Source organism: Nitrospinaceae bacterium, assembly GCA_018669005.1.
Classification (GTDB): Bacteria; UBA8248; UBA8248; order UBA8248; family UBA8248; genus UBA8248.
On record JABJAL010000020.1, the window covers coordinates 60,347 to 82,625 of the forward strand.

General features: G+C 53.7%; 20 protein-coding genes and 1 pseudogene. 8 read left to right on the forward strand and 13 right to left on the reverse strand.

Going from position 1 to position 22,279, the window contains the following annotated elements; genetic code table 11:
• Window positions 1–35: 35 nt before the first annotated feature.
• The 3 genes from HOJ95_02315 to HOJ95_02325 all read left to right on the forward strand — a co-directional run bounded on the left by HOJ95_02315 (window position 36) and on the right by HOJ95_02325 (window position 3,614).
• Window positions 36–1,040 carry a CapA family protein gene (locus HOJ95_02315; GenBank protein ID MBT6393517.1) on the forward strand — a complete coding sequence of 335 codons (1,005 nt, stop codon included), beginning with the start codon at window positions 36–38 and terminating at the stop codon, window positions 1,038–1,040.
• A gap of 27 nt (window positions 1,041–1,067) precedes the next feature.
• A complete protein-coding gene (locus HOJ95_02320) occupies window positions 1,068–2,282 on the forward strand; it encodes an NnrS family protein (protein ID MBT6393518.1) in 1,215 nt (404 codons plus the stop codon).
• A 228-nt stretch (window positions 2,283–2,510) separates the two neighbouring features.
• A complete protein-coding gene (locus HOJ95_02325) occupies window positions 2,511–3,614 on the forward strand; it encodes an ABC transporter substrate-binding protein (GenBank protein MBT6393519.1) in 1,104 nt (367 codons plus the stop codon).
• A gap of 105 nt (window positions 3,615–3,719) precedes the next feature.
• On the opposite strand, the gene HOJ95_02330 is transcribed toward HOJ95_02325, so the two are convergent.
• The 10 genes from HOJ95_02330 to HOJ95_02375 all read right to left on the reverse strand — a co-directional run bounded on the left by HOJ95_02330 (window position 3,720) and on the right by HOJ95_02375 (window position 15,085).
• Window positions 3,720–4,631: a dihydrodipicolinate synthase family protein gene (locus HOJ95_02330; protein ID MBT6393520.1), complete on the reverse strand. Its 912-nt coding sequence runs from the start codon at window positions 4,629–4,631 to the stop codon at window positions 3,720–3,722.
• 36 nt (window positions 4,632–4,667) lie between these two features.
• Window positions 4,668–5,750, reverse strand: coding sequence for an isocitrate/isopropylmalate dehydrogenase family protein (locus HOJ95_02335; protein MBT6393521.1), 1,083 nt, complete (start codon window positions 5,748–5,750; stop codon window positions 4,668–4,670).
• 76 nt (window positions 5,751–5,826) lie between these two features.
• Window positions 5,827–7,008: a hypothetical protein gene (locus tag HOJ95_02340; protein MBT6393522.1), complete on the reverse strand. Its 1,182-nt coding sequence runs from the start codon at window positions 7,006–7,008 to the stop codon at window positions 5,827–5,829.
• An 86-nt stretch (window positions 7,009–7,094) separates the two neighbouring features.
• The gene (locus tag HOJ95_02345; GenBank protein MBT6393523.1) at window positions 7,095–8,864 is read right to left on the reverse strand and encodes an iron ABC transporter permease; all 1,770 of its coding nucleotides are present in this window, start codon (window positions 8,862–8,864) and stop codon (window positions 7,095–7,097) included.
• Window positions 8,865–8,891: 27 nt separating this feature from the next.
• Entirely contained in the window at window positions 8,892–10,034 is a 1,143-nt protein-coding gene (locus HOJ95_02350) for an extracellular solute-binding protein (protein ID MBT6393524.1), read from the reverse strand.
• A gap of 80 nt (window positions 10,035–10,114) precedes the next feature.
• Window positions 10,115–11,203, reverse strand: a complete 1,089-nt coding sequence (locus tag HOJ95_02355) for an ABC transporter ATP-binding protein (protein MBT6393525.1) — start codon at window positions 11,201–11,203, stop codon at window positions 10,115–10,117.
• 9 nt (window positions 11,204–11,212) lie between these two features.
• Complete coding sequence (locus tag HOJ95_02360; GenBank protein MBT6393526.1) at window positions 11,213–12,349, reverse strand: LLM class flavin-dependent oxidoreductase; 1,137 nt, start codon at window positions 12,347–12,349, stop codon at window positions 11,213–11,215.
• A 109-nt stretch (window positions 12,350–12,458) separates the two neighbouring features.
• On the reverse strand, window positions 12,459–12,881 hold the full coding sequence (locus HOJ95_02365) for a DNA-binding protein (GenBank protein ID MBT6393527.1): 423 nt from the start codon (window positions 12,879–12,881) through the stop codon (window positions 12,459–12,461).
• Between the two features lie 58 nt (window positions 12,882–12,939).
• On the reverse strand, window positions 12,940–14,115 hold the full coding sequence (locus tag HOJ95_02370) for an acyl-CoA dehydrogenase (protein MBT6393528.1): 1,176 nt from the start codon (window positions 14,113–14,115) through the stop codon (window positions 12,940–12,942).
• A gap of 106 nt (window positions 14,116–14,221) precedes the next feature.
• Entirely contained in the window at window positions 14,222–15,085 is an 864-nt protein-coding gene (locus HOJ95_02375; GenBank protein MBT6393529.1) for an MBL fold metallo-hydrolase, read from the reverse strand.
• A 481-nt stretch (window positions 15,086–15,566) separates the two neighbouring features.
• On the opposite strand from HOJ95_02375, the gene HOJ95_02380 reads away from it, so the two are divergent.
• The 5 genes and pseudogenes from HOJ95_02380 (at window position 15,567) to HOJ95_02400 (ending at window position 19,877) form a co-directional block, all read left to right on the forward strand.
• Window positions 15,567–17,165 carry an NAD(P)/FAD-dependent oxidoreductase gene (locus tag HOJ95_02380; GenBank protein ID MBT6393530.1) on the forward strand — a complete coding sequence of 533 codons (1,599 nt, stop codon included), beginning with the start codon at window positions 15,567–15,569 and terminating at the stop codon, window positions 17,163–17,165.
• Between the two features lie 515 nt (window positions 17,166–17,680).
• Window positions 17,681–17,758 (forward strand): annotated as a pseudogene (locus HOJ95_02385) (collagen-like protein).
• A 710-nt stretch (window positions 17,759–18,468) separates the two neighbouring features.
• Complete coding sequence (locus tag HOJ95_02390) at window positions 18,469–18,702, forward strand: hypothetical protein (GenBank protein MBT6393531.1); 234 nt, start codon at window positions 18,469–18,471, stop codon at window positions 18,700–18,702.
• Window positions 18,703–18,791: 89 nt separating this feature from the next.
• Window positions 18,792–18,986, forward strand: a complete 195-nt coding sequence (locus HOJ95_02395; GenBank protein ID MBT6393532.1) for a hypothetical protein — start codon at window positions 18,792–18,794, stop codon at window positions 18,984–18,986.
• A gap of 234 nt (window positions 18,987–19,220) precedes the next feature.
• The gene (locus HOJ95_02400; protein ID MBT6393533.1) at window positions 19,221–19,877 is read left to right on the forward strand and encodes a peroxiredoxin; all 657 of its coding nucleotides are present in this window, start codon (window positions 19,221–19,223) and stop codon (window positions 19,875–19,877) included.
• 184 nt (window positions 19,878–20,061) lie between these two features.
• Here HOJ95_02400 and HOJ95_02405 read toward each other — a convergent pair whose 3' ends face one another.
• From HOJ95_02405 to HOJ95_02415, 3 genes are all read right to left on the reverse strand, one after another.
• Entirely contained in the window at window positions 20,062–20,745 is a 684-nt protein-coding gene (locus HOJ95_02405; GenBank protein ID MBT6393534.1) for an arylsulfatase, read from the reverse strand.
• A 187-nt stretch (window positions 20,746–20,932) separates the two neighbouring features.
• Window positions 20,933–21,727, reverse strand: coding sequence for an alpha/beta hydrolase (locus HOJ95_02410; GenBank protein MBT6393535.1), 795 nt, complete (start codon window positions 21,725–21,727; stop codon window positions 20,933–20,935).
• Window positions 21,728–21,824: 97 nt separating this feature from the next.
• Complete coding sequence (locus tag HOJ95_02415) at window positions 21,825–22,211, reverse strand: carboxymuconolactone decarboxylase family protein (GenBank protein ID MBT6393536.1); 387 nt, start codon at window positions 22,209–22,211, stop codon at window positions 21,825–21,827.
• Between the last annotated feature and the right edge of the window lie 68 nt (window positions 22,212–22,279).

A 22,279-nucleotide genomic window follows, 5' to 3' on the forward strand; every position in this document is an offset into this window, starting at 1 on the left:
CAGCCGAGCACGTTATTTAAGGAAAGGCGAGATAAATGACAAACGAGGTTTCAGAAAATCAAATCTATTTGGCGCTGGCCGGAGACATCGAAATTCACCGCGAAGACCCCGAGAAGGTATTCGATCTCATCCTTCCCGAACTGAATAAAGCCGACATCCGCTTCGGCGGCCTTGAGGCTTCGATGTCCGAGAAGGGCACAGCCACGACAGGTAAAATCACCATGCGCCACCATCCAGATATGATAGAGGGCTACATCGCAGGAGGATTCGACACGGTTGCCTTCGCCAGCAATCATTGTATGGATTATGGGCTGGAGCCCTTCGTCGAGACGATGGAGCTGTTGGAGAAACGCGGCATCGCCTTCTCCGGCTCGGGACGAGACATCGCCGAAGCGCGCACCCCGGTCATCATCGAGCGCAAAGGCGTGCGGGTCGGCTTTCACACCTATGTACTCAACTTGCCCATGGGCTGGGGTGCGAATCCAAGAAAACCGGGCGTCGCACCTATCCGCCAAGACCCCCTCTTTGGTCCCCCCTATGTCGACGAAGACGAACTTGAGGCCATGGCCGAGGACATAAAGAAAACGCGGAGCCATGTTGATGTCCTCCTCACGACCTTCCATTGGGGATCGAGCCAAAGCCGCACCATGACCCTCTCGCAGCAGGCAGCGGCACACACCGCTATCGATGCCGGGGCAGACCTTATCATTGGCCAACACCCGCATATTCTCCAAGGAATCGAAATCTACAAGGGAAAAGCGATATGCCATGCCCTGGGCAACCTTGTTCTCGATCACGATCATCCCATGTTCCTGCCCACGGTGAAGGAATCGATTCTCGTAAAATGCATAATCGAGGACAAGAAGATCAGCCGCCTTTCTTTTGTACCTGTCATGATCGGCGAGGATGGGCGCCCCTCTATTCAAAACGAGGGGGACGAGATGTGCGGGGTGATTCTCGGAACGATGGACAGAATTTCTAAAAAGCTGGGCACCAACCTTAAAATATCAGGGAACGAGGCTACAATCTTAGGTGATTAGTATTTCTCTTTTCGAGGAGCCGGCGCTTTGGACCTTCTAACAATCACCGCTCGGCCTGAAATACATAAAGAGAAGTTTTCGCTGCTCGTCCACGGATTTCGTCCATTTTTCCTTCTCACGAGCATCTACGGTTCGGTGTTCCTGAGCGCCTGGCTGGCGATCTTTTTTGAGGCCGCACCAAACCCGGTAAATATCCGACCGGTTATCTGGCATGGCCACGAGATGGTCTTCGGTTTCGCCTTCGCAGCCGTTTGCGGATTTCTCCTCTCGGCGACCCCGACATGGAGCGGGGGGCAGCCCATCAAGGGGCGCCAGCTCGGCATCATTGTCGGCGCATGGATTGCCGGGCGCGCCGCCATGTGGCTCGATGCCACGCTTCACACCTGGCTCGTCGCCCTGTTTGACCTTGCACTGATTCCGGCGCTAACCGTTGCCCTCTGGCCCGTGCTTACCTCGCCAAAAAGCCGTAAGAATTTAATTTTCCTCATCGTCCTCGGCGCTTTTTTCGCCGCCAATTTGATGTTCCACTTTGAAACATCCGCCCTCAGCGAAGGCACCGCTCTCGGCGGCCTCACGCTCGGGGTGCATCTTCTCGCGCTTTTAATCGTTATCGTCATCGGGCGCATCGTCCCTACCTTCATTGCCGTCGAACGCCTTGCCACGGAAGGACCCAAGCCCCCCTTATCTAGCCCTGCACTTGAATGGCTGGCCATCGTCTCTGTTGCGCTTGTTCTCGCATCAGATTTAATCGACCACGAGGCCGCCTGGGTCGGCCTCCTTGCCCTCGCGGCGGCGGCGATTCAGATTGTGCGGATTTTAAAATGGAGGGCAGGCCGCTTACTTTTCAAGCCACAACTCGCCGCACTTCATGTAGGATATGCATGGATCATCACTGGCCTCGCTCTCATGGGATTCGCTTACCTCGATGGTCCCGTCCCTGTGGTAAGCGCCCTTCACGCGATAACGGTTGGCGGAGTCGGGACTATAATTCTGGCCGTTATGTCAATCGTTTCACTTCTTCACACGGGACGACCCGCTAAAATTCACCCACTTGTGATTCTCGCCTACATGCTCGTGTCGTCAGCGGCCCTCCTCCGGACATTGGCACCCATAATTTTCTTTGAGAGCTACCAAGAGGCGTTGATCATTTCCGGGGCTCTCTGGGCATGCGCTTTTGGTATTTTTGTGGCCGTCTACTGGAAAATTCTCACCACACCACGACCAGACGGCATTCCTGGTTAACAAGAAAATCTCTTAAAGACAATATTTTCAATATCTGCGGCAGATGTTTTCTAAATAAGACCTCACCCTTTGCCCAGCACGCAACACACTCCCATTAAATATCTACTTAAAAATACATCCTCGAAATAAAAATCAAGGAAATCCAAAGAAAATTCAATAATTATTATGCTAGACTATTGATACCCAGAAATTGTTTGCGGAAGAACAACTCAACTCTAGGAGACAGACATGCACAGATTGGTAAGAGCAATTCCGCTTATCGCCCTGGCGGCTTTTTTCACCTCCGCCATCGTAGCGACGGCAAGCCCCATTACGCCCCAGGAGCAAAAGCTTATCCGGGCCGCCAAAAAAGAGGGTGCAGTCACACTGCTGAACCCTCTTTTCAGTGACGGCACAGCTACAAAAATGGGCCCCGCGTTCATTAAGCGCTACGGCCTCGGCTCAGATTTCAAGTTCCAAAACGTCAGAAAACGCACCGGCGATGTCATTGGAACGGCCCGCGCCGAGATGAAGGCAGGCAAGTATTCCTTCGATACCTTTGTTGTTATCAATCCGGGCTTCTTCGCCGCAGCGACCAAGCGCGGCTATTTCTCGAAACTTGACCTCGGCCAGTGGAAATACCACGTCAAGGCGGTTGAGCGGGCCGGTCAGTACCACCATTACCCTGAAGTTCCTGTTGTTCTCGCCTACACCTTTCAGCCCGTATGGAACACGGCGTGCCCCGGCATGAAAGACGTGAAGGTAGCCTCTTACTGGGATACGGTTAGGCCTGAATTCAAGGGCAAGACCATCGTGAGCCGGATTCCGGTCAGCACAAGCTATACCCTCACCACTCTTGGCATGCAGGAGTCAGGTTTCGATCTCTTCGGTTTCTGGAAAAAACTTAAAGCAACAGACCCTGTTGTCGAGGCGAGGACCGAGCCTAAAATGCAGATGCTCATCGCCTGCGAGCGGGGCATGGACATGTGGAACATGGCCGGTCGCGTATTCCAGAACGTCAAGAAAAAACCCAGCCTGGCCAAGGTGCTCCGCGTGGGCTCCTACAAAGAGGGACAGGTCATGCTCGGCAACCAGGCAGCCGTGCCCAAGGGTGCGCCGCACCCGAACGCGGGCAAACTCTTCCTCGACTTTCTTCTCTCGAAAGAGGGCGCGGACATTTTTGTCGGCGGCGAGGCGGTCTACACATTCCGGGAAGGCTACACGGCGCCTGCTCATGTGAGGCCCTACCTGCTGGACCTCAGCAAGACCAAGCTATTGGGCTTGAAAGATTGGCTCGGGGCCTCAAAGAAAGTCAAAGGCATCCGCGGCAAATGGAAGAATCAGTTCAAATAGGAAAATCGCAGCAAAAAAACGGAGACTAGGCGACGGATAATCCGCCCCTGGTCTCCGTTTTTTATTTTAAAAAATATTCGAAAAATCCTTTGACCTACGAGAAATCTACCAACCCCTAGGCTCGCTCTCCATGATGCCAAGAGATTCGAGCGTTTCAAGGGTATGGGCCTTCGCCTCGTCATTTAAGGGCAACACCGGCTTTCTCGTTCCACCAACCGGACGCCCCAAAAGCTCCATCGCGTATTTCACCGTAGCCGGATAGTTCGTCTGCAGCAGCTTCAGCAAAATCCCCACCTTGTACTGAAGCGGCCTGGCCGTCTCATAGTCACCCTTCATGCAGGCATCGAAAAGGCTCAAGATCATTTTCGGGGCCACCTCGGCACAATTTGAAAACGAGCCCGACCCACCCACAGGAATCGACGTGAGCAGCCACTCGATGCCCGTGAAAACGGAAAAATTATCTCGCACACCTGAGGCAACCCGGCAGGCCCCTGTGAAGAAGTTCATATCAAATGAGGCGTCTTTGAGAGCAACCAGATTGGGAAGCTTTTCGATCATCTCACCCAGCATATCGTGAGAAATTCCCACCTGCACCCGCCTCGGGTTGTTGTAGGCAATCATTTTCAAGTCAACACTGTTGCCAATGGTGAAGAAATGATCCAGATGAGCCTCGCGTTCAGGCTCCCAGTGGTAGGGCGAGAGGACAACCATGCCCGTCGCCCCGGTGGTTTCAACGTGGCTCGCCATATCAAGCATATTGTCGGTACCGTGCATGCTCACATTCACGAAAGTGGGAACACGTCCCCCCGCCGCCTTAACCAAGCAGGTGGCCAAATCCTTGCGCTCTTGCACGGTCAAATTGGGAGACTCACCAATGTGCATCGGATGAGCAATGAAAGGAAGCCCTGCATCAATCAAAAAATTGACCTGTTTTTCAAAAGTTTCGTAATCTACGCTGCCATCGCCATGAAAAGCGGTGACGAGAGCGCCCATGATTCCTTGAAGTTTACTTTCCACCTGATTACCCCCCAATTACTAAATAGCCGCCCTTTACTACTCTTTCGATAGTTGAACAACTTTTTCGCAAAGATAATCTCCTACGCCTTTTGTATTCAGCTCACCGCCCAAATCACCGGTTACTTTATTGTCATTGACGGCACTCTGAACCGCACCCCAAATCAAATCGGCCGGACGCCGGTGCCCAAGAGTGTCGAGCATAATGCGACCCGTGAGGACAGCAGCAAAGGGATTCGCGATTCCCTTTAAGGCTATCGTGGGGGCTGTGCCGTGCACGGGCTCGAACATGCACACCCTGCCCGGATGGATGCAGCCCGAGGCGGCAACACCTACACCACCCACCAGGCTCGCGCAAAGGTCGCTCAGGATATCGCCGTACATGTTGTTCGTCACAATGACGCCAAAATGCTCCGGGAACTGAACAAGGTCCATGCACAGGGTATCGATGAAATAATGCTCACCCTCGATATCGGGAAACTCTTCGGACATCTGCCAGAAAACCCGTTGCCAGAGCCCGTGTGCGTGGATGAGCGATACGTGCTTATCGGCCATCGTCACTTTCGAGTAGCCGTGCGAGCGGGCGTACTCGAAGGCGTAGCGGCAAATACGCTCGACGCCCTTATAGGTATTTATGTCTTCTTGAATCGCCACCTCATCGGTCGTCCCCTTCTTGAAGTTGCCGCCCATACGAACATTCACACCCTCGGTATTCTCGCGGACCACAACGAGGTCGATGGGCACATCCTTTTTGAGAGGACAAAACCGATGATCCAACAAGGACGCGGGCCGAAGATTAACAAAAAGATCAAGTTCCCAACGAAGCCCGACGAGCAGATCCCTGCAATTGATGCCCGCAGGAACCCTGGGATCATCACCTGCACTACCGAACATTATCGCATCATGCTTGTCGGCCAGATCGTGAACCAAGGCAGGAACGTCCTCGGGTAAAGGCGTACCCTCCTCGACATAACGCTGGGCCCCGTAGCCGAACACTTCGTGGGTCACCTCAACCCCGCATGCGGCTGCGGCCTCGGTAACCACTTGAGTTGAAACAGGTAAAATATCGTGTCCTACACCATCACCGAGAATAACGGCGAGATGTATTTTATTTTCTGCCATCACTCTTTCCTTTAGAGGCTCGCCGGAGCGCCATCACGCAAAAATCAACAGACCGGACAAACCAATAAATTAAAGTTTATCTAAGTTTCGCGGCCGCCTTGAGACTCATAATCGAGTCCGCAGCCAGGTGCGGGAACACGCTGGCATCGCGCAGGAGCTTTTCAACCGGGGCGTCCCGCATGACACCCGAGCCGCCAAAGATTTCCACCGCATTCCTCGTTATCGAAAGCGCAGCCTCGGTGGCGAATACTTTCATCATTTGCTTCGAGGCCGACTCGAACTCGGCATTGCCCGATTCGGCGCTCTCAACAACCTGAAAGAGATAGCTTCTCGCCGCCTCAAGACGCATATACATATCTGCGAGCTTAATGGCTATCGACTGATGCTCGATAATAGGCTTACCACCCTGTATGCGGTTTCTGGCATGGTCGACAGCGTGCTCAAATGCAGCCGTCGAAATGCCAATAACGTTCGCGGCAAGCTCCACATCGTTGAAACTGACATAGCGCTCCGAGCTATCCTGTTTGCCCATATTGAGCTCGCCCAGCATGTTTTCTTGAGGCAACCGGCAATCCTGGAAAATCAGTTCGGCATTTTGATAAAAACGCCAGCCGATCTTGTCGTGCCGCCTGCCGATGGTGAATCCAGGCGTGTCTGAGGGGACAAAGAACATCGTGGTCCCCTCGCTAATGGGCACATTTGGGTTAGTCCGGGTCCGAAGGATGTATAGCTTGGCAACACCGCCGTTGGCGATGAAGTGCTTCATCCCATTTATTACCCATTCATTGCCATCCTGAACGGCCGCTGTCTTCCATCCCGCCGTGGGGTCTCCGGGAGGGGGCATCCGGTTATCAGAGCCAGCGCCCGGCTCGGAGCCACCCATCGCAAGCAAGTAGAGATCATCTTCCATGAACTGGGGCAAAAAGCGCTCGCGCTGCTCTTTCGTCGCCAGGCGACAGAGCATGGGCGTCCACTTCCAACACTGGCTGAAAGTCTTGGCCACCCCACCATCGCCGCGCGCAAGCTCCAGAATGACCAAAACCTGGCCCATCAGATCGATACCAGCACCACCAAATTCCTCGGGAACGGCAAGCGTCCTGAGGCCGAGGGCCGAGCCCTTCTTCACGAGCTCGGGGCTAAAGCATCCTGCCGGATCTTGAATTTTGTCGCGCTCGGCTGCTACCGGAATTATTTCCTTTTCGGCAAAATCCCGCGCCATCTGTTGTAGTGCGCGATGCTCGTCGGTCAACTGAGGCATTTCCATTTCCTCCTAAAAATTCCACTCCGCTCAATTAAACGGTCTAACAAAGATAAATTCAGTTTGATTGTATCCATGCAGACAAACTAGACAGACAACTTTTCGATATTACCCAATCGTCTGAAGAAGATCGTGCCCACCAATAGCAAACCCGCCTGGACCAGGGCAAAAGCAGATACAACTCCGAGCGCCTCGTTCTCGCTAATGACATAGAGGGCCACCGCCATCGGGGTGCTATCCTCCGTTGCGAGAAGCGCGGAGACGGGCAACTCTCGAATAAACATGATGAACAGCATGAGATAAGCCGCGAAGATACCTGGCCGAAGTAGCGGCACCGTCACCTTGCGTATCGTCCCCATAAACGACTCACCACAAACCCGGGAGCTTTCCTCAAGCTCGGCGCTGAGCGACTGAAGCACCGCAGTAATCGTACGCAGGCCGTAGGGAAGATAGCGCGTCATATAGGCCAACATCAAAAGAAAGAGCGGAAAGCTGTAGAGAGGCGTTCTGATCCAGGTGATGAGAAACGCCATACCCATGACCAGTCCCGGCACGCCAATGGGAAGCGTTGCCACATAGTCAACGACACTGGAGAGCTTCTTGTTCTTACCCCTCAGTATCACCATCGAGAGGAACGTGCATAGGATAACGGTCATAAAGCCGCCGACAATACCTAACATCAGGCTGTTCTTCATCGCGTCGAGTGCATAGTCGTAGGAGAAGAGAATGAAATCCCAATTATATAGTGAGACCTGGCTCCACCTGAAGCCGCCCAGCCAGGCCCGTTGGAACGAAGCCAGAAACAGCGCGCCGAGGGGCAAAATCACCGCCATGATGACATAGACAAGATTTATAGCCATCGCAACATATTTTAATTTACCCAGGGAAACCCGGTGGGGACGGAAACCTTTGCCCGTTACCGTCACGTAGCTTCTAGGAGCGACAATCTTTCTCTGAATATAGAGTCCGATCACCGCAATCAGCATAAGAACGCTGCCCGCCGCTGCCGCGCCGCCGAGATCGAGCGGATACTCCTCCATCTTGACGTAGATCACGGTGGAGAGTGTTGATATACGCGCAATCGGCCCCAGCAAGGTTGGTACGCCAAATACACCCGCGCTGACAACAAAAATGATGATGGCCCCTGAGAGAATCGCCGGGGTCGAAAGGGGTATCGTCACGCGAAGCGCGGTGCTCAAAACGCCGGTTCCGCATACCCGCGCGGACTCCTCAAGCGCAGGATCCATTCGGTTCATCGAGCCGATAGTGAACAAATACATATAAGGCACATAGAAAAGCGTCAGGACCATAACGATCCCGGTCATGCTGTATATATTAAATGGAGGCGCAGAAAGCCCGAAAATATCGATCATCCAACGATTCAGCATTCCGGTTCGAGGCGACGCAAGGGCCCACCATGCGATCGCTCCTAAAAATGATGAAAGAAAAAACGGAATCAGCGTCAAGGGCTCAAGAATGCCCCGAAACGGCATGTCGGTTCGGGCATGGAACCATGCGATCGAAACACCAAGAATCGAGGAGAAAAAAGCGGTTCCAATTGCGATGATAAACGTATTCCAAATCGACCACAGTATTTTGGGCTCGGTGAACGTCTGAATGTAGTTAGCCAGAGTGAAGCCATACTGGGTGCCTTCGGAGTGAACACGAAAACTGCTTTGCAGATAAACCGTAATCGGAACAATTGCGAGTACGGTGAGAAGAATCAGCGAGGCAACCTTGGTAATATTCTCTGCATTGAACATTCCCCCGTAAGGGGGGGCGGGCGCAACCGCAGCTTCCGCCACGGCTGCGCCCGTCTTCTCTGAACTTTGAACTTCTTTAGATTCCGTAGACAACCGGAAATCCCCCTTTAACTAATCAGTTTAGTTCTTACGTGGAGCCGAGCTGAATACACTATTGAACTCCGCGCGCCATTTTTTGACATCATCGTGCCCGACTTTAGCCCAGTCGATCGGAATGATGTTAATTCTGTCGAGGGGCGGCGCGATGCCATCATCGGCCAGGATGAATTTATTAATGTCTGCACTCTTGTGCGGAGGAAGCGGCCGACCCGAGTTAAGCGGATTGTACTCAAGCATTTTATGATGGCCTCTCACGCTGCGCCAATAATCGATAAAAAGCTTGGCCATATTCGGGTGCTTCGCTTTCTGCATGATCACAGCGCCGATGGGGAGGGCAACGGTGCCCTCTTTCGGGTAAATCGGAGACATCTTCACGCCGGCTTTTTTGGCGATCCAGTTGTGGCGAGCCATGATGGTGGTGCCGAACCAGTACTCGCCCGCCATCAGGGAGCGCCGCTGGGCCGAGCCACGAATCATGATGCCCGATTTGGCGGCATTCAACTTCTCAAAATAGCTTCTGGGCAGAACCTTGCGCAGACCATAATACCAGAGGGTGTAGGTCTCCGAGCGGCTAGAGTCGCCGACGAGGACCTTGCCCGCATATTCGGGTTTGATCAGGTCATACCAGCTGGTGAGTTTCACGTCGCCGGCCAGATCGCGGTTCACTGCCATGGTGTTGAGCTGTCCATCGGCCACCCAGTAGCCCGGAGCGTTCATCTTGGCCTTTGCTGCAGGGCCAAAGTGCTTGTCCTCGGGCGAGGTGTACTTCATCAGGTTGCCACGCTTGCGCATCGAGTGGAGCCAGGAGGCGGCCGCGAGAACAACAACGTCAACCGAGAGCTTATCGGCCTTAATTTCCTGCTCAAAGCGCTTGATGAGCGTGCCCGACTTACGGTTGGCAAAACGGAACTTCACGCCCGGGAGGCCATAAAACTTTTTAAAATCCTTTTCAAGGGCCTTGGCCGCTTTAACGGGAGCCAGGTTGGTGGCCCAGGAAAACGAACCTTCTTTTTTCGCGCCCTCAATGAGTTTGGCCACACGCGCTTTTTCCGCGCCCGACAGAGTATCCAGAATCGGCGAGGCTGCCCATGAGGGGCCACTAAAGCCGACAACAACTACCAGCGCCAGGACCATTCCCAGCCAACGACTGCTATGCTTTTTCATCTTATTTCTCCTATGAGAGGGAACAACATTCTCGCTTTAAAACACACTAAAAACCCAGCAACAATCAAAAACGATCAAACTCAATCACTAAGAACAACACACCGCGAAGGCGGGATCGACATATTCACCGATTGCCCCACCTGAATCGCCGCATCCCCGCGGACATGAACTCTGACATCGGTTTCACCCACACGGACCAAGCAATCCCAAGATTGGCCGAGGTAGATGGCCTCGCTCACCTTGCCTTGGAGGCGATTCGCATCGCCATCGTCCGAGCCGTGAAGTTCGATATACTCGGGCCGTACCGTCAGCAAAACTTTAGAGCCCTGGCTGATATCCCGGCTATCGAGACCAGCCGCACACACAATATCAGCCCCCAACTTCGGAACATTCACCGAAAGACCGACAGAACCCTTGTCACCTGAATTTCCTTCAAGAATGTTCGTAACCCCGATGAAATCGGCGACAAAACTGTTCACCGGCTCGTTGTAGGTCGAATGCGGATCTCCTACCTGCTGAATCCTGCCGTCCTTCATGACGATAATCCTATCGCTCATGACCATGGCCTCGGCCTGATCGTGCGTCACATAAAGAGCCGTCATCTTCAACTCTTTGACGAGCAACGCCAATTCGAGCCGCATCCTCTCTCTGAGTTTTGCGTCGAGGTTCGAGAGCGGCTCATCGAAAAGAAGAACCCGCGGATTATAGGACACCGCCCTCGCAAGAGAGACTCGCTGTTGCTGGCCCCCCGAGAGCTTCGTCGCGTTCCGATCCCCAAGACCACCAAGACCGACAAGTTCAAGCGCCTCATCCACTTTCTTTTTCGATTCGGCACCAGTGATCCCCTTGGCCTGCAACCCATAGGCCACATTTTCTGCAACCGTCATATGAGGCCAGATGGCATATGACTGAAATACCATCCCAAGATGCCGTTTCTCGGGCGGCAGGCAAACGCCATCGCTCGTAAACACCTCGCCGCCGATCGAGATATCCCCGCTGTCGGGGGTCTCAAGGCCCGCGATGCAACGGAGGGTCGTCGTCTTACCACAGCCACTGGGGCCGAGCAGAGTGACAAACTCACCCTCGGCCACGGTGAAGCTGACGTTGTCCACCGCCAGCGTCTCGCTTCCAAAATTTTTCACAAGATTCTTTACAATCACTTCTGCCATTATTCGCTCCTAGGAAGCCGCCGCTAGGGCCGTCTTCAAAAATTCATCATCTTCCTCGTTCACAAGCCCCTGTTGCCGCTCCATTTGCCTTACCAGCGGAATGACCTTCTCGCCAACGCGCTGACATTCAGAATGAAGCGGAAACCCGGAAAGTATCAGCAGGTTAACACCCGCCTTTTCGATTTCAATTATTTTTTCGGCGCACTGCTCATAAGACCCAACAATCGTTACAGCCGAGCCCGAGCGAATCCGGCCCATTCCCGCCCATAGGTTGGGGCCCACCATTTCCTCTTTGGCCCTCTCCTGCTGGTTCTTGGTTCCCTTGCTGTCGAATCGAGCGATCACCTTGCCCCGGTGCGCCAGCACATCGGGATCGACCTGGCTGAGAACTTCCTCGGCCGCCTCGAATGCTTCTTCTTCAGTCTCACGCGCCATGATTTGAAAACGGGTGACGTAGCCGAGTGGGCGCTCGCGCCCTTCGAGGTTTTTTTCCATCCCCTCGATCTGCTCCCTGACCTGCTCGGGATTCTCTCCCCAGAAAACCCAGTAATCGCCATACTCAACAGCGATTCTTCTTGCAATACCAGAAGCACCAGCCATGTAAAACGGAATGCGTGGTTTTTGGACGGGCTTTGGGTACACCGAAGCGTCGCGGAAGTTGTAGTACTTGCCCTCGAAGGAGAATTTTTCCTGGGTCCAGAGCCCTTCAAGCACCTGGATATATTCCTCGGTGCGCTCATAGCGCGTGTCATGATCGAGATCGTCACCGTAGGCCGAAAGATCAGAACCACCAGTTACGATGTTGTACATAATCCGCCCCCCGCTCAATTCATCGAGCGAGGCCATCATCCGGGCGCAATAGGCCGGATGAATCATCCCCGGGCGTACGGCGAGCAAAAGCTTGATGGTTTTCGTGGCGGGCGCAACGGTAGCGGCATTGATGATGCTGTCCCAAGTCGGAGCCTGAGGACCGTAGTGACCACTTATCTGTGATGTGGGGACAAGGAGGGTGGTGAACCCGCTTTTCTCAGCGTTTTGAGCGATACGGGAAAAAGATTCAAAACTAGGTGGATTATCGGCAAACTTCTGACCGATGTGCGCACTATCACCATCACAAGACATGTACCATGCCAATTCGATGGACAAGGACTCCCCTCCCTGAATCGGAACTAACGGATGTGACTTCTTATTAAAAGAGTCATAGATATAGTATTTATTATAACCACAATCTCGGCTCAAAGCCAGCTATACTCAGCTATACATGCTCATAAATATCCAGATTCATTCCGCCCTTGAGAACACCACCGCTTAAATGGCCAACCAAAACTTCTTCATTGTTACCAGGCCCCCCACTCATGGCCATGTGGATATGCACATAGGGCTGGGGCTCAGTCCATTCAACATCCCCCAATGCCGCCGGGGGTGAATCCGGCCAACTGATTGTTCCCACGGCAGTGAGCTCGCGCCAGTCCTCAAAAACGCGGCGGTCCACATCGTAGCCGTCCATGGATTTAAAACCCGAGATCATCTCGGTCCTGGAGAGGGCCCCTAGAAGAAACACCGAGCCGGCACGGATGTTTTTCTCTTTCACGAATGCGTTGAGCTCACCATAGAAATCATCCCCTGCCTCGTACTGGAGATGAAAAATCCGGCCCAACTTCTTTTCTGCCCATTTCATCGAATTTCCCTTTCATGCCATGTATCTCAACGGCATCAATCGTCATACAATATTGTTTTCAAGTCAGTTTTTCGGCAGCCATGAGCGTGTTGACCGTGCCAGCCGCCAGATGGGTAAATATGCTCGCGTCTCGCATGAGTTTCTCGACGGGTGCGTCTTTCATGACACCCATTCCGCCAAAAATCTCGACCGCATCGCGGGTCACACTCTGCGCCACTTCGGTAGCGAATACTTTCATAAGCTGTTTTGAGGCCGAGGTACCCTCGATATCTTTCATGCAGTCTTCCACCACCTTAAAGTAGTAGCTTCGGCCCGCCTCCAGCCGCATGTACATATCGGCCAGCTTGAGCTTCATCGCCTGGTGCTCGATGATAATTTTGCCTCCCTGGAAGCGGTTCCGGGCATGCTCGATGGCGTGCTCGTATGCCGCCTGCCCTATGCCAAGGAGATTTCCTGAAAGCTCAATATCGTTGAACCCCGAGCCGCCCTCGGGCCGGAAACTCCTTCCCTCATTCACCCCGCATAGGCGGTTGGCGTCGGGGACGCGGCAGTCCTCGAAGATTAGTTCGGCATTCTGGTAAAAACGCCACCCGATTTTGTTGTGCCTGCGCCCGATGGTAAAACCCGGGGTGTCTTTGGGAACCATGAACACGGTGGTTCCCTCTTTGATGGGAACGTCAGGGGCGGTTCGAGTGGCCATGAAATAAAGGCTGGCAACCCCGCCGTTAGCGATAAAATGCTTCATGCCGTTCAGTATCCAGTCATCGCCATCCTGAACGGCCGACATTTTATAGCCCGCCTTGGGATAGTCGGAAGGTGGGTACCGATTGTCCGAACCCGCGTCGGGCTCGGTGTTGCCCGAGGCGAGTAAAAAAGTGTCGTCCTCCATGAACTGGGGCAAAAATCGCTCGCGCTGCTCGTCGGTGGCTATCTCGCAGAGCAATGGGGAGAACTTCCAGTTCTGGGAGAATGTCTTGCAAATAGCGCCGTCCCCGCGGGCCAACTCCAGGATGACCAGGGCCTGGCCCATCAGGTCCACTTCGGGGCCGCCGAAGCGCTCCGGAACAGCTAGGGTGCGAAGCCCCAGGGCTGAGCCCTTCTTGATAATCTCCCAATCGAATGTGTCCTTTGGGTCGGGGATCAAATCCCGCTCGGCCGAGATGGGCCTAATTTCCTTTTCGGAAAAATCCCGCGCCATCTGCTGTAAAGCTCTGTTTTCATCGCTGATGTGCATTAATAAAATCCCCCCTCGAATTCAAAAATTCCCAAAGTTGGCCGAGCAAATCTACGCCCGCCGTAAAAATCAAATTTGCCTCAGTCTGATATCTCTCATGCGCCAGTCAAGCACCCTGCGTCGCTTTCGCCTCTCGGTACGCTCTCTCAAGTCCCTCTCTAAATGTTTCCTTTCTCTGCTGTACCCAATACTCGCCTCGCGTTTCGTCTGCGAAAAAATATTTCAAAAAATATGGGTCTGCCACAGCCTCATCTTCATCCTTGCCCTCGCCCACCAGGCGCTTCATATTCCCGAAAATATCCTCCAGGCGATCTCTCAGACTTCGGGCCACCTCCTTGCCGCAAATTTCTCCATGTCCAGGAACTATCGTTTCAAGATTTAGACCCTCAACCCATGACAACGCCTCGATCCACTCACCCAGGTTAGCATCGCGCATTCCCGCCGAGGGACCATTAATCACGACATCGCCCGAAAATAGAACACCCTCCTCGGGCACGAAAACCGATGTGCACGCGGGCGAGTGCCCACCCTTGCGGTAAATCTCAAACGTTAGCGGCGAGAGATGTATCTTGAGAGTGTCCTCAAAGCAAATTTGGGGCAGAGGAACAGGGGCATCTACAATCTCGTCTGCCTCCTCAACATGCCCCAAATCCCGAAGCGTTTCCGTAAAAATTTCCTTGGAAAAGGCGTTGTCGCCCTTCGAAATTTCGCCATAAACATATTCCGGGGCAATGAAGTGGACATCCTTGACGAACGCGGCGCCCGTCGTGTGGTCACCATGATAATCCGTTGCGATGAGATATTGAATCCCCAATGAGCTCAGAGTTCCAACTTCCCCCTGCCAATGTTTCGAGTCCGTGGGCCTAACAGGACTATCGAGAAGCACCACGCCTTTTTCCGTAACGGCTGCTCCAACATTGGCCCAGTCGTATCCTGTTTCCGCATAAAGATGCGCACTTAGCTGTTTCATAAATTTTCCCCTTTGAATTATATGAAATGATCATCGCCGCCCGGCGTCAAGGCGCAACGGGTAAAAAATCGGCAATATTGCCCCAAAGCTGGAAAATTTCATGAAAATTCTCACCCTACCAGCCAGTTATCGCCATTATGACGGGTGTCGAAATAATTACGGTTGAAGTCCGCACCAAAGGCGAATATCTCGATCACCTCCAAGAGGCATTCTTAAATGAAGACACTTTTCAGTGCCCAATTCAGATTTTAGATACTTGCTATCCAAGAGCATCTCGACGAAAATTTCAGGCAACAGATAACAAGGGCGCAGCCCCTATCTCAAAGAACACTTTTGCTGGTGCCCAGACGACAACATGCGGTACTGCTGGCGCGGAGTCTGCCCGTTTTTTTTCAAGCGACACCAAGACTCCAGCGACCAGATAATTTAGAGCACCACTCGTAAAAATTAGAAAACCAACACATCTCGAAGGGGAGCCGCTATGGAAAATTATGACGGGATATTCATTGGAGGTGGACACAACGCCCTGGTATGCGCCGCATATATGGCGCGAAGCGGGCAGAGGGTCGCCGTCTTCGAGAGCGAGAATGAGATCGGCGGAGGCGCCTCGACCCGCGATTTTGTGCTGCCGGGCTACCGCTCGAACATGCACGCAAATTTTTTCATCGGGCTCGACGATTTCCCCATCGTCCACGATCTCGACCTCACCAGCCACGGCTTCAGTTGGATCACCCCCGAGGTGCAGCACGCCAACCTGTTCCGCGACGGCACGGCCATCGTTCTCCACCGCGACGCCGAAAAAAGCGCAAAGTCCATCGCCAAATTCTCGGAAAAAGACGCCAAAACATTCAGGGAACTTCACCAGCGCTACGCCGTCGAGCTCGCGCCCCTCTTGCGTCGATTTTTATTCCATACCCCGCTGCCGCCCGAGGAGATTGCCGAGCGCGTTAAGGGCGAAAAAGGCCGCGACCTCCTTGCCTTTGCGCCAATGACCATCTCCAGCGCCATCGACGCCCATTTTGAGCACGAAAAGCTCCGCACCCTGTTCAAACTCTTCGCCCACGCCATCACGGTCGAGGATATGCCGGGCACCGGCATGTTCCTGCCGAGCCTCTTCTCAACTCAAACGACATTGGGCCTCCCCTGCGGCGGGGCCTTAGAGCTACCCCGCGCCCTTGAAAAACTAATCCTATCGCTGGGCAGTGAAGTACACCGAAACAGCCAGGTCCGCGAAGTCATCAGAGACGGCAACCGCGCCACAGGTGTCGTCCTCGATGACGGCACTCGCTTCGGTGCATCGAAATTCGTGGCCAGCGGCCTGAACGCGCCCGCCTCGGTTCGCCTCGCGGGCGAGGACGCCTTCCCGGACGAGGTGAACGAGAAAATGAAAAACTGGGACTGGGGCTTCCATTCCCTGATGACGCTCCACGTCGCCCTCTCGGAGCGCCCTGTATACGCCGCCGAAAAATTCGACCCCGACGTGGGCAAGTGCTTCAACATCATTTTTGGCGCCGACTCGGATGCCGATGTCATCAACAATGCCAATGAGCGCCGCGCCGGAAAACTTCCCAGCCAACCCATGGGCAACGGCTCTTGCAACAGCCAGTTTGATCCGAGCTATGCGCCCGAGGGCGGACACGTCGCCTTCTGGTGGCCTGGCGCCCCCTACAACATTGAGGGCCAGGGGCCCGAGAAGTGGGACGACATCAAAGACGCGCTCGCCGATGATCTTGTCGGCGTCTGGCGCGAGTTCGCCCCCAACATGACCGAAGACGTCGTGCGCGGCGCCAAGCTCTACACCCCGCTCGACATCACGCGAGGCAACGCCAACATGGTCGATGGCGCCGTGCGGATGGGAGCCTACAAAAAAGAGCAACTCGGCGTGAACCGCCCGCACCCTCTTCTCTCGGGAATGCGCACGCCTGTTGAGGGTTTTTACCTCTGCGGCTCAAGCTGCCAGGGCGGCGGCTTGAACGGTGCACCCGGCTACAACGCGGCAGGCGTCATCGCCGAGGATCTGGCGCTCGAGAAATGGTGGAACCCGCTTCCAGCTCCCGAGCTTGCCGAGGCGGCGGGGTAATTTAACTGTCCCGGCTCCGGGGCTCCGATACGCGGCGGGGGCGCCCTAATCCGAATATATCTTAATAAATTCAATAAGATACAACTATATTTACATACTTCCATAATTTTAAGATTGATCTGTCTTTTTATCTTTTCATGGCCTATATTTAGCTAAGTTATACATTTTATTGTCAAAGATAAAATTTGCTATTTGTCTCACGTCTTCGGCTCGGGGAGGCGCACAAACAAATTCACAAATCCCAACGCGATATTATCGTTTCATTCTGTTTTCCTTTGAGGGGAGAAATTGCAATGCACAAACGGATCTTCGTCTTCTCGGCAATCCTGCTATTCGCCCTGGCGCTTCTCGCGCCGGGTGCCGCCGATGCGGCAAAGAAAAAGGGCAAGGACGATAACGAAAAACACGACAAGGACAAGGGAAAAGACAAGAGCAAGGGCCTCGCCCACCGCATGGCCGCGCTTGAGGCGCTCGTTGCCTCGCTCCAGACGCAGCTTGCCAATATAGAACTCACCCCCGGACCGCAGGGGCCTGCCGGTCCAGGCGGTGCGGATGGCGCTGATGGCCCAGCCGGCCCTCCGGGTTCCGCCGGGGGCGACGGGGTGGGCGGTGTGGAAGAGGTGTACGTATTCGAGACGGTGTTGCTTGATCCGTCTACCGCGTCCTTCGTCACGGCCTATTGCCCGGCGGGCAAGGTCGTGACCGGAGGCGGATACCGAAACGCTATTGGTGGCGTGATTTCCTCTTCCCCATTAAATACCGAAGGATGGATGGTTCAGTTCGATACACGAGGGTTTACGTGCGGCGCCCCCGGATGCAGGGCAGTGCCCGTGACGGTGATCGCCATCTGCGCCGAGGGCGAGAATATAATCGTCGGACCCCCGCCGAGCGGCGGTGGGTTTTAATCGTTTCCCGGCGAAAGAAATCTGCGGCCTTAACGGCGCGCCCGGCTACAAGGCGGCAGGCGTCATCGCCGGGGATTAGAATCTCAATAAATGGTGGAATCCGCCTCCGGCCCCCGAGCTTGCCGGGGCGGCGGGGTAAACTGGCATTAAATAAGTCTTGAATCGGGCACCCGCTACCAAAAAGGGCAAGAGGTTACAGTTTAGGCCGTCGCCCGTATTTTAGTTGTGTCCGTGAGTAGATATCGGTCGGTGAATAAATCACCAGAAAACTAATGTAGCTTTTAAATTACAAAGATAAATGCATTGCATCTCTTGCCGCCCAGAACTATATATTTAACTGAATATTAGTTATGCGCTGCTACCATGTGCTAAAAAACTAGAACAAGAAAGTATCGACATTGAAAGAGCAACCCGAACGGCCTGAATTTATCGAACCCCAACAAACGCGTCGCGAATTTATTTGGAAGATTCTGGCAAAGTCTGCCTATGTCGTGCCAGCTATCACTTCATATTCTGTGGCAAGCGCTGTTGCCACCAGTAAATTCAACTTTATGGTCAAAGACAAGAAAGACCCCTCACCGATGATGTCGCCATCGATGGGAATGGGTATGGGTATGCTTTGGACTCGATAAGGGCATTGTTGCAGAATTCGGCGTTGTTGAACGATTCGCCACCCACACGGGATTTGGGATTTACTCGAATAATTGTATAGGACAGTGTTATGCATCATGGCTCCAGTACTTTTGACAAAATATTCGAGAAAAACGAGGGGCGCATTCGGGCCTATATCACACGAATGATAGGGGACGCTGGGGAAGCGGAAGATCTCACCCAAGAAACCTTCATCCGCGCCCGGGCGGGGTTAGACGCTTGCCGGGGCGGCGGGGTAATTAAAACAGGAATTTGTCATGCATAGGTCTCCTATGCATGGAGCGCAAGCTCATGGCCCATATCCCACCGGGGCCACCCTTACTTAGCTCTCCGGAACTCGCTATATGAAGCAGGCCGGGGAGTCCACGCAGGACGCGGCCACGCAGAATTTTGTTGTTTAAAATCGCTCCCTACCGTAGAATCTCCAATTCTCGCAAGTACTTGAAGGGCCATATACATGTCGTATTTGGCCAGGAGACCTTTTGATGGAGGAGCAGACATGACTTTAAGAATCAACGATGAGGCGCCGAATTTTTCTGCGGACACGACCCAGGGGGCGATCAATTTCCACGAGTGGATCGGAGACGGTTGGGCAATTCTGTTTTCGCATCCCAAGGATTTCACACCTGTTTGCACCACCGAGCTTGGGTACATGGCCGGGCTCAAACCAGAATTTGACAAGCGAAACTGCAAGGCAATCGGCATCAGCGTCGATGGCGTGGCCGACCATGAAAAATGGTCCAAGGACATCGAAAGCTCGCAGGGCCATGCCGTGAATTATCCCCTCATCGGCGATCCGGGGCTCAAGGTGGTCAAGGCTTTCGACATGCTGCCTGCCGATGCGGGCGACACTTCCGAGGGGCGAACGGCCGGCACCAACGCGACGGCCCGCTCGGTGTTCCTCATTGGCCCGGACAAGAAAATCAAGGCAACGCTCACCTATCCGATGAGCACTGGCCGGAATTTCGATGAAGTTCTACGGCTGCTCGATTCCTGCCAGCTAACGGCAAAAGAGCAAGTAGCAACCCCGGTGAACTGGAATCAGGGCGATGACGTGATCATCCTGCCGGCAGTGTCGGATGAGGATGCCAAAGCGAAATACCCTAATGGCTGGAAAACACCACTTCCCTACATTCGGGTCGTGCCACAGCCGTAATCAAGAGAAAAATGAACGAAAAATGGCGGCCCTTTGAGGGGTCGCCGTTTTTTTTTGGTAATTTTGTTAGTGGTTTTCTCCGAACTAATCCCGAAACAATCGGAGCGCCCAAATAACTGAATAAAGTTTAATCGTGGGCGGGAATGGCTGACAAGAAATTATGAACCAATCTAAAGAGCCTTTGTTAGATGGATTCTCTTACGAATTGCAGTTGGTCCTGGAGATTTAACACGGCGCTGTCCGGGCTGGACAGAACAATCGTGTTGGTATTTTTTTTGACAAGGGGAAGCGCGCGCGCCATCGAGAACTGGGACAAAAGCACGACATCGCACGGCAAGCGGTTGCCCATCGCCTCGGCAATCAGTTCATCGTGCCGCTCACCATCACCCGATTCAAGGGCCCCAAAGGCCCCCGGTACAAAACACGGGTCGATCTCAATTTTCTGCCCGCTCTCCTGGCTCATTTCCTTGAGCTCGCCTGTGATGGAAGCAATCGTGGGCATATAGGTCGCCACGACCCGAATGTGCGAGCCCGCCGCCAGCGCCTCTGTGAGCATTGCCTCGTTCGGCTTGAGGACGGGAACGTCCAGGGAGGCACGAGCCTCCTCAATCGCCTTGCCGAACGCCGAGCAGGAATAAAGAATCGCGTCCGCCCCACCGGCCAGCCCGAACTGCGCAAGGCGGGCGATGCGATTCGAGATGGCATCGTTGAGGCTGCCTACTTTGGCCAGCTCCTTGCTCAGGTATTCATCGAGCAGGCTGATAATTTCGGCCTCGGGCCACAGCTTCTCGAAGGTATCCTCGATGGCGGTGACCGCGTTGCGTGTGGCGTGGATGATTGCGATACAGGGCATCATGGGACCGGGCATTATCCTTTTCAAAATCTAATCAAAAAAGCTTCTCAAAACTCTACGAATCCGAATTCTAGACAAATTCATCTCGAAATTGCAACTATTTCTACAAGCCACGCCCCCTCCCCCGCTAAATGCCGAGTAAAAGGGGGCCTTTATTCCTTATCGGCTGGTCCTTTGGCCTCTTAACACCGAAAAAAGGGCGCTAGGAAATTGGGAATTCAGCTAGAAATTTATCGAGTTCCGACATGAATAGATCGGTATTGTCCCATACCGGGTGATGGCCCGAGCCAGGAATAATGACCCTTCTAGCGTTCGGGAGCCCTTCATTATAAACATCGCTAAAGGCGAGCGGCCCTTCATCATCGCCGCCATGACATACCCAGGTAGGCACTTTGATCTCATTCAAACGGGGGATGAGATCGGGCATGGTGAACAGAGCATTCCCTGTTGAGGCATACGTCTCGGGCGTATTTTTCAAAAACCTCTCGCGGAACTCAATTGCCAGCGCACCCTCGCGCAACTGCTTTGGAACCCGGCTTTGATAGTTATCGCTATCAAAAATAGAGGCCAGCCCATCGCTCTTGGCAATCTTGAGCAGACCCTCGAAATGCGCCCGATAAGCGCCCGAGGGCGCGGACGCCGAGGAGGAGACCAAGAGCAGCCGCCTTAGGCGATCACCATGGTCGATTGCGAACATCGTGCCCGTTCGCCCGCCCATGCTCTGCCCCATGTAATCCACCTGGTCGAGCCCGAGGGCATCGATAAAGGCAAGCACATCTTCCTTGAACGTTTGAATGGTGTAGAGGCCGAGCGGTTTTTCCGAATCCCCGTGCCCTCTTAAATCAAGGACAAGTACCCGGAAGCGCTCTGAGAGTCGATCAACGACGGGCGCAAACGCAAACCCTGAGCTTTGAAAACCATGCACGAGGACCATAGCGGGCCCCTCGCCCTTATCTAGATAGTGAAGCTTTACCCCATTCACCGTTATATTTGGCATATGCAAACCTTTTCGGATAAATCCCGCTCAGAAAGAAAGCCGCCCTTGCCAACAGGTGCATCATCTTTTCATCATCGATGCTTGAGTGCCGCCTATCTTAGTCTGCCTTCTCGAATACCTTCTGGGCCGCCCTGAGTGCGTGATTCGTCTTGGGAAATCCCATGTAGGGACAGAGCCCGACGATCGCCTCAATAATTTCCTCGCGCGTCCAGCCCTGATTCAAAGCGCCCTGGGTGTGCATGCCAACCTCACCAGAAAGATCCTGCGCCGCGGCGCAGGCGATGACGAGCAACTCGCGTGTCTTGGAGTCGATTAGAGGCTGGTTCCAACCGGTGCCATAGCAATACTCAAGAATGGACTGTGCGTGAACGGGAGAGAGTTTGGCTAGCTCACCCAGCCCGCCATGGCCATCGTCTCCGTAGATTCCAAGTTTTTTCCGAATTTCCAACGCTTTGTCTATACGATCTTCAAGTTCATCGCTCATAATAGCGCCCCTTTAATTGAGAAAATGGTCTATGGGTAATTTCCGGCCCATCCCATAGGGCAGTAGCT